This window comes from Rhodoferax sp. UBA5149 (assembly GCF_002413825.1).
In the GTDB taxonomy this organism is placed as follows: domain Bacteria; phylum Pseudomonadota; class Gammaproteobacteria; order Burkholderiales; family Burkholderiaceae_C; genus Rhodoferax.
In genome coordinates this window covers 3,941-10,300 of sequence record NZ_DHXT01000202.1, presented here as the reverse complement: position 1 = coordinate 10,300, position 6,360 = coordinate 3,941, and the positions used below count along the sequence as shown (strand labels likewise).

Genomic DNA, 6,360 nt, shown 5'->3' with positions numbered 1-6,360 from the left:
CGCCCGTAACTGTCGAAGACCGGCGGCCCCTCGGGGGGCAGCGTAGTACGCTCAAGCGACAAGCGTGGGGGCGCTAAGCCTTCCAGCCGCGCAGCATGAGCCACTGGCTGGTGGCGCAAAGCAGCATCATGCCGGCGTAGGTGGCCATCTTGCCGTCATGCCCAAAAAACCACAGACCGAGCGCGAGCGCCGCCCCTGACACTACAAAATTGATAGCTGTCTGCGCATAAAGGGAGAGGGCTACCGGTCTTTTCTTCATAAAGAAACGGGCGGCCAGTGTCACCAGCACGGCCAGCCACAAAGCCGGGGCCAGGAAATTCAGCAGATGGTTCAAAAGCTCAAGCGGACCCATGAATGGCGATTAATTGGCAAAAATAAGGGGTTTGGATATTTATCAACGCGCGTGATTTTATAATCGCCAAATGGCAGTCTGGGCTTTAGGTATCAATCACACGACCGCGCCGCTCGATTTGCGCGGCCGTTTCGCGTTCGCCATCGATCAGGTTGAGCCCACTTTGCGGGGCTTGCGCGCATCTTTTTCGCACCAGCCGGAGGCCGCCCTGGTCTCCACCTGCAACCGCACCGAGATCTACTGCGCCGGCGAAAAGACCGAGTTGGAACATACGCTGGACTGGCTGGCGCACTCCGGCGGTGTCTCCCCTAGCCTGCTGCGCGCCCACGCCTACACCCTGGAAGACGGATTGGCCGCGCGCCACGCCTTTCGGGTGGCCAGCGGACTGGACTCCATGGTGCTGGGCGAGCCGCAGATCCTGGGCCAATTGAAGGACGCGGTGCGCGCTTCCGAGGCGGCGGGTGCCTTGGGCACCACGCTGAGCCAGCTGTTCCAGCGCTCATTTGCCGTGGCCAAGGAAGTGCGCACCTCGACTGAAATCGGCGCGCACTCCATCAGCATGGCCGCCGCCGCCGTGCGCCTGGCCGGGCAATTGTTTGAAGACCTGAGCGAGGTGAAGATTCTGTTTGTCGGTGCGGGCGAGATGATTGAACTCTGCGCCACCCACTTTGCCGCCAAAACGCCTAAAACCATCGCCATTGCCAATCGCACCCTGGAGCGTGGCGAAAAGCTGGCCAGCCGCTTTGGTGGTGAAGTCATGCATTTGGCCGAGTTGCCGGACCGGCTGCATGAATTTGACGCGGTCATCAGTTGCACCGCCAGCACCCTGCCCATCATTGGTCTGGGCGCGGTGGAGCGCGCTTTGAAGCGCCGCAAACGCCGCCCCATGTTCATGGTCGATCTGGCTGTACCACGCGACATTGAAGTCGAAGTCAAGGCGCTGGAAGACGTCTACCTGTACACGGTGGACGATCTGGCCGGCGTGGTGCAGACGGCGCAGGCCAGCCGTCAGGCGGCGGTAGCACAGGCCGAAGCGATTGTGGACGCCGGCGTGCAGAGCTTCATGCACTGGGTCGACCAGCGCGGCTCGGTGCCTTTGATTCAACAACTCAACGCCCAGGCCGACGAATGGCGCGCCTTGGAGCTCCACCGCGCGCGCAAGCTGCTGGCCAAAGGCGAAGACGTGGACGCCGTGCTGGAAGCCCTGTCCCGCGGACTGACGCAGAAGATGCTGCATGGCGCGATGGCGGAGTTGCGGGCCGGCGACGCCAATGCCCGCGAGCGGGCCAGTTCGGCCATTCAGCATTTCTTCTTGCGCAAAGAACGTTAGCGGTCTTGCACCGCTTCGCCGACTGTTCTCCCATCGATAGACTCAGGACAGGCCAAGCACCGGGGTAACCGGTATTTTTTCTCCCGCACGGGTTTGTACCGTTCGGGCTGAGCCTGTCGAAGATCCCTTGTCCTCCCCGCCCATGAAACCCTTTCTCCGCCAACAACTCGCACGCTACGCCGACCGCCTCGGAGAGCTTGAATTCCTGCTCTCACGCGAGGACATCATGAAAGACATGAAGCAGTTCCTGGTGCTGTCGCGCGAGCACACCGAGGTGTCGGCCGTGGCCAGCCGTTGGGCCCGCTACAGCCAGCGCGAAGCCGATCTGGCCGCCGCCCAGGACCTGCTGCGCAGCGCCGACGCCGACATGACCGAGATGGCGCAAGAAGAAATTGACAGCGCCAACGCAGAACTCCAGCAACTCGAAGGCGAACTGCAGCGCATGCTGCTGCCGAAAGATCCGGACGACGCGCGCAACGCTTTCATGGAGATCCGCGCCGGCACCGGCGGCGACGAATCGGCCCTGTTTGCCGGCGATCTGGCGCGGATGTACACGCGCTACTGCGAACGCCGCGGCTGGAAAGCCGAAATCATCAGCGAGTCCCCCAGTGAATTGGGCGGTTACAAGGAGGTGGTAATCAAGATCGACGGTGACAATGTGTACGGCGCCCTCAAGTTCGAATCCGGCGGCCACCGCGTGCAGCGCGTGCCAGCCACCGAGACCCAGGGCCGCATCCACACCAGCGCCTGCACCGTGGCGGTGCTGGCCGAGCCGGACGAGGCGGTGGCGATCCAGATCAACCCGGCCGACCTGCGCATCGACACCTACCGCGCCAGTGGCGCCGGCGGCCAGCACATCAACAAGACCGACTCGGCGGTGCGCATCACGCACATTCCCACCGGCATCGTGGCCGAATGCCAGGAAGGCCGCAGCCAGCACGGCAACAAGGCCCAGGCGATGAAGGTGCTGACGGCCCGCATCCATGAGAAAGACAGAAGCGAGCGCGCCGCCAAAGACGCCGCCGAGCGCAAGGGCCTGATCGGCACCGGCGACCGCAGCGACCGCATCCGCACCTACAACTTCCCGCAGGGGCGTCTGACCGACCACCGCATCAACCTCACGCTGTACAAATTGCTCTACATCATGGAGGGCGACCTGGACGACGTGGTGCAGGCGCTGCAAGCCTACGAGGCGGCGCAGCAGCTGGCCGCGCTGGAAGTCGGCATTGGTGCTTGAGGCACTGAGGCTATAGATGAAATCGGCCTCCAGCCCCCGTCGAATATGCGCAGGTTACTATTAAATTAATAGCAAACAGCCATAACCCATGAAACACCTGGCGGACACCGTCACCCTTGCCCGGACTCTATCCAGCCTGCAGGCGCAAGGCTTGGACCGTCTGGACGCCCAACTGCTGCTGCTGCACGTCCTGAACCAGGGCGCACACAACCGCGCCTGGCTGCTGGCGCACGACAGCGACCTAATCGACGCCGCGGTCTTGCCGCGGCTGGACGCCTTGGTGCAGCGGCGCAGACAAGGCGAACCGCTGGCCTATCTCACCGGCCACAAAGAGTTTTTTGGCCTGGACTTGGCTGTCGACGCGCGCGTGCTGGTGCCCCGACCGGACACCGAAACGCTGGTGGAATGGGCGCTGGACGTGCTCGCCGCCCCGGCCTCGAACCTGGCCGTGCTCGACCTCGGCACCGGCAGCGGCGCCATCGCGCTGGCGCTCAAGGCCACGCGGCCCGCGCTGCTGGTGAGCGCCATCGACTTCAGCGAAGAGGCGCTGGCCGTGGCCCGCGCCAACGCGCGGCGCCTGCAGCTCGATGTGCATTTCCAGCAAGCCTCCTGGCTGGAAGGCGTGCCGGGCCGCTACCACGCCATCGTCGCCAACCCGCCCTACATTGCCGCGCAAGACCAGCACCTGGACGCCCTCAGCCACGAGCCGCTGCAAGCCTTGGCCAGTGGCGCGGACGGTCTGGATGACATCCGCCAGATCATCACCCAGGCCCCGGCCCATTTGCAGCCCGGCGGCTGGCTGCTGCTGGAGCATGGCTACGACCAGGCGCCAGCAGTGCGCGCCTTGCTGCGGGAAGCGGGCTTGACGGACGTGCAGTCACGGCAGGATTTGAGCGGCATTGAACGCTGCAGCGGTGCACGGCGACCTTTCACGCCAGCGCTTTCCTAATGCAATCCTGACACGGCCGGTGGTACGCTGACTGCATCATGAATGCACCCTCGGTTTCAGAACCCAGCCGCCCGCCCGCCCGAAGCTGGGTCGTCGTGGCCTTGCTGTTGACGGCAGCCACGGCTTGCGGATTTTTGCTCGATCGCTATGTATCGCTGACCAGCCAGGCCATGATTTATGTGCTGGCGGTGGTGATTGCCGCCTACAAACTGGACTGGATTGAGTCGGCCGTCTGCGCCGTGGCAGCGGTCACGGCATTGAACTTCTTTTTCGTGCCGCCGCGCTGGACCTTTGAGGTCGAAAACCAGGAACACTTCATCGCGCTGGGCACGATGCTGGTGCTGGCGCTGGTGATCAGCCACCTCGCGAAGGGCGTGCGGCGCGAGACCGAATTGGCGCGTCTGAACGAGCGGCGCGCCCGGCAATTGCAGGCGCTGGCCACCGAGCTGTCCAGCGTCACCTCGCCCGCCGATATTGTGGCCCTCGGTCACAAGGCGCTGGACGCCGCCTTTGCCGGACCGTGTGCACTGGCCCTGACCCATGACGGGCGCGAACTCGATCTCGCAGAGGGTATTGACACCGCCGTGCGCGACGGCATGCGCTGCTGCATGGCCGAGGCAGCGGTGCTGGGGCCGGGCACCGGGCGCTGGCCCGGACTGCTGGCCTGGTATCTGCCTTTGGGCGAGCGAGGTCATGTGACCGGCGCCGCCTGCGTCCGCCCGGCCTTGGCAAGTGACGAAAGTGGAAGGGAACACGCCCAGGCGCTGTGTGCACTGCTGGCGCAAGCGCTGTGGCGTCTGCGTCTGACCTCGTCGATGCTGGCGGCCCAAAGCGAAGCGCAACGCCAGCAGCTGCAAAGCACTTTTTTGGCCGCCATCTCGCACGACCTGCGCACCCCGCTGGCGGCCATCGTCGGTGCCGCTTCTTCATTGCAGACCCAGCGCGACAAACTGAGTGCGCCGGAGCAGGAGCGCTTGCTCGGCAGCATTGTCAGCGAGGCTTCCTACCTGTCCACGGTGACCGAGAACACCTTGCAACTGGTACGGCTCACGAGCTCGGCCCAGGAGCTCAAACGGGACTGGGAATCGATGGAAGAGATTGTCGGCGCCGTGCTGGCGCGCGTGCGTCAACGTGACCCCGAGCGTCGCATCAAGTCCAAAGTACCCGAGGACTTGCCGCTGGTGAAGGCGGATCCGGTGCTGCTCGCCCAATTGATCAGCAATTTGCTGGACAACGCACTGCAATACAGCGAGGGCGCGATTGATCTGACGGTCAGCGTTGAGGCTCAGGAACTGCTGGTTTCGGTCAAGGACCGGGGCCCCGGCATTGCTGAAGCCGAGCAAAAAGTCATTTTCGAAGCCTACACCCGCGGTGATCAATCGGGCCCGCGCGGTGCTGGTCTCGGCCTGGCACTGTGCCAAGCCATTGCCGTCGCCCATGGCGGGCGGCTGACACTGCGGCCCCGCGCCGGCGGCGGCAGCAGTTTTGTACTGGCGTTGCCGCTGGATGCCCAGCAACCGGGCAAAGAGCCCAGCCAGGAGCTGCCATGACACTGCGGGTGCTGGTGGTCGAGGACGACCGCGAGATACGGGCGCTGATGCAATCCTCTTTGTCGGTGGAAGGCTTTGAGGTGCAGACCGCCGTATCGCTGAGCGAGGCCGGCGCCCTGCTGCGCCACAGTCCGCCCGACGTCATCGTGCTCGATCTGGGACTGCCCGACGGCGACGGCGTGCAGTTGGTGCGCGAGGTGCGCACGCGCCATTCCCTGCCCATCATTGTGGTGTCCGCGCGCCACCAGGAGGCGCAAAAAATCCAGCTGCTCGACGCCGGTGCCGACGATTACCTGACCAAACCATTCAGCGTGGGCGAACTGCTGGCCCGCATTCGGGTGGCGCTGCGTCATCGCGGTACCGCCCTGGCGGCGGCGGTCACGGTGCATGAGCTGGATGACCTGCGCATTGATCTGGCGGCCCGCAGCGTCCAGTGCCATGGTGAGGTGCTGCATCTGACGCCGACCGAGTTCAAGCTGCTCGCGCGCTTGGTGCGCAGTGCGGGCCGGGTGGTGACGCACCGGCAGTTGCTGGTCGATGTCTGGGGCCCCGAGTTCACCGAGCACACGCATTACTTGCGGCTCTACATGGCCCAGCTGCGGGCCAAGATCGAGCGTGACCCGGCTGAGCCGCGGCATCTGCTGACCGAGACCGGTGTCGGTTATCGCCTGGCAGCCGTTTGAGCGCGCCCTTCCTTATGCGTTCCTGATGCGCCGGTAGCGATAGTGGCGCCCTGTTTATAGCCAATGGATTGCAATGAGTAGAACTTCGAATCGGGAAAGCCTGGCGGCACTCACGCTGGGCGCCATGGGGGTGGTGTACGGGGATATCGGTACCAGTCCCCTGTACACCATGAAGGAAGTCTTCAGCCCCGCCATCGGCGTGCCGCTGGACGCCGTTCATCTCATTGGCGCCGTGTCTGTCATCTTCTGGGGCCTGATG

The 6,360-nt window shown here is 64.3% G+C and carries 7 protein-coding genes; 6 read left to right on the top strand and 1 reads right to left on the bottom strand.

Going from position 1 to position 6,360, the window contains the following annotated elements:
• Positions 1 to 73: 73 nt before the first annotated feature.
• A complete protein-coding gene (locus B3V69_RS18115; RefSeq protein WP_296448471.1) occupies positions 74 to 352 on the bottom strand; it encodes a hypothetical protein in 279 nt (92 codons plus the stop codon).
• Positions 353 to 422: 70 nt separating this feature from the next.
• Between B3V69_RS18115 and hemA the strand changes: the two genes are divergently transcribed.
• The 6 genes from hemA to B3V69_RS18085 all read left to right on the top strand — a co-directional run.
• Positions 423 to 1,682 (top strand): glutamyl-tRNA reductase, encoded by a 1,260-nt coding sequence (hemA, locus tag B3V69_RS18110; protein WP_296448470.1) that lies wholly within the window; start codon positions 423 to 425, stop codon positions 1,680 to 1,682.
• 142 nt (positions 1,683 to 1,824) lie between these two features.
• On the top strand, positions 1,825 to 2,919 hold the full coding sequence (gene prfA, locus B3V69_RS18105) for a peptide chain release factor 1 (RefSeq protein WP_296448468.1): 1,095 nt from the start codon (positions 1,825 to 1,827) through the stop codon (positions 2,917 to 2,919).
• Between the two features lie 88 nt (positions 2,920 to 3,007).
• A complete protein-coding gene (prmC, locus tag B3V69_RS18100; RefSeq protein WP_296448466.1) occupies positions 3,008 to 3,868 on the top strand; it encodes a peptide chain release factor N(5)-glutamine methyltransferase in 861 nt (286 codons plus the stop codon).
• Positions 3,869 to 3,906: 38 nt separating this feature from the next.
• Positions 3,907 to 5,418 (top strand): DUF4118 domain-containing protein, encoded by a 1,512-nt coding sequence (locus tag B3V69_RS18095; protein ID WP_296448464.1) that lies wholly within the window; start codon positions 3,907 to 3,909, stop codon positions 5,416 to 5,418.
• Positions 5,415 to 6,101, top strand: a complete 687-nt coding sequence (locus B3V69_RS18090) for a response regulator (RefSeq protein WP_296448462.1) — start codon at positions 5,415 to 5,417, stop codon at positions 6,099 to 6,101. The genes B3V69_RS18095 and B3V69_RS18090 overlap by 4 nt, the downstream gene beginning before the upstream one ends.
• Before the next feature lie 73 nt (positions 6,102 to 6,174).
• Positions 6,175 to 6,360 (top strand): KUP/HAK/KT family potassium transporter (locus B3V69_RS18085; RefSeq protein WP_296448460.1); only part of this gene is annotated, 186 nt, incomplete at its 3' end.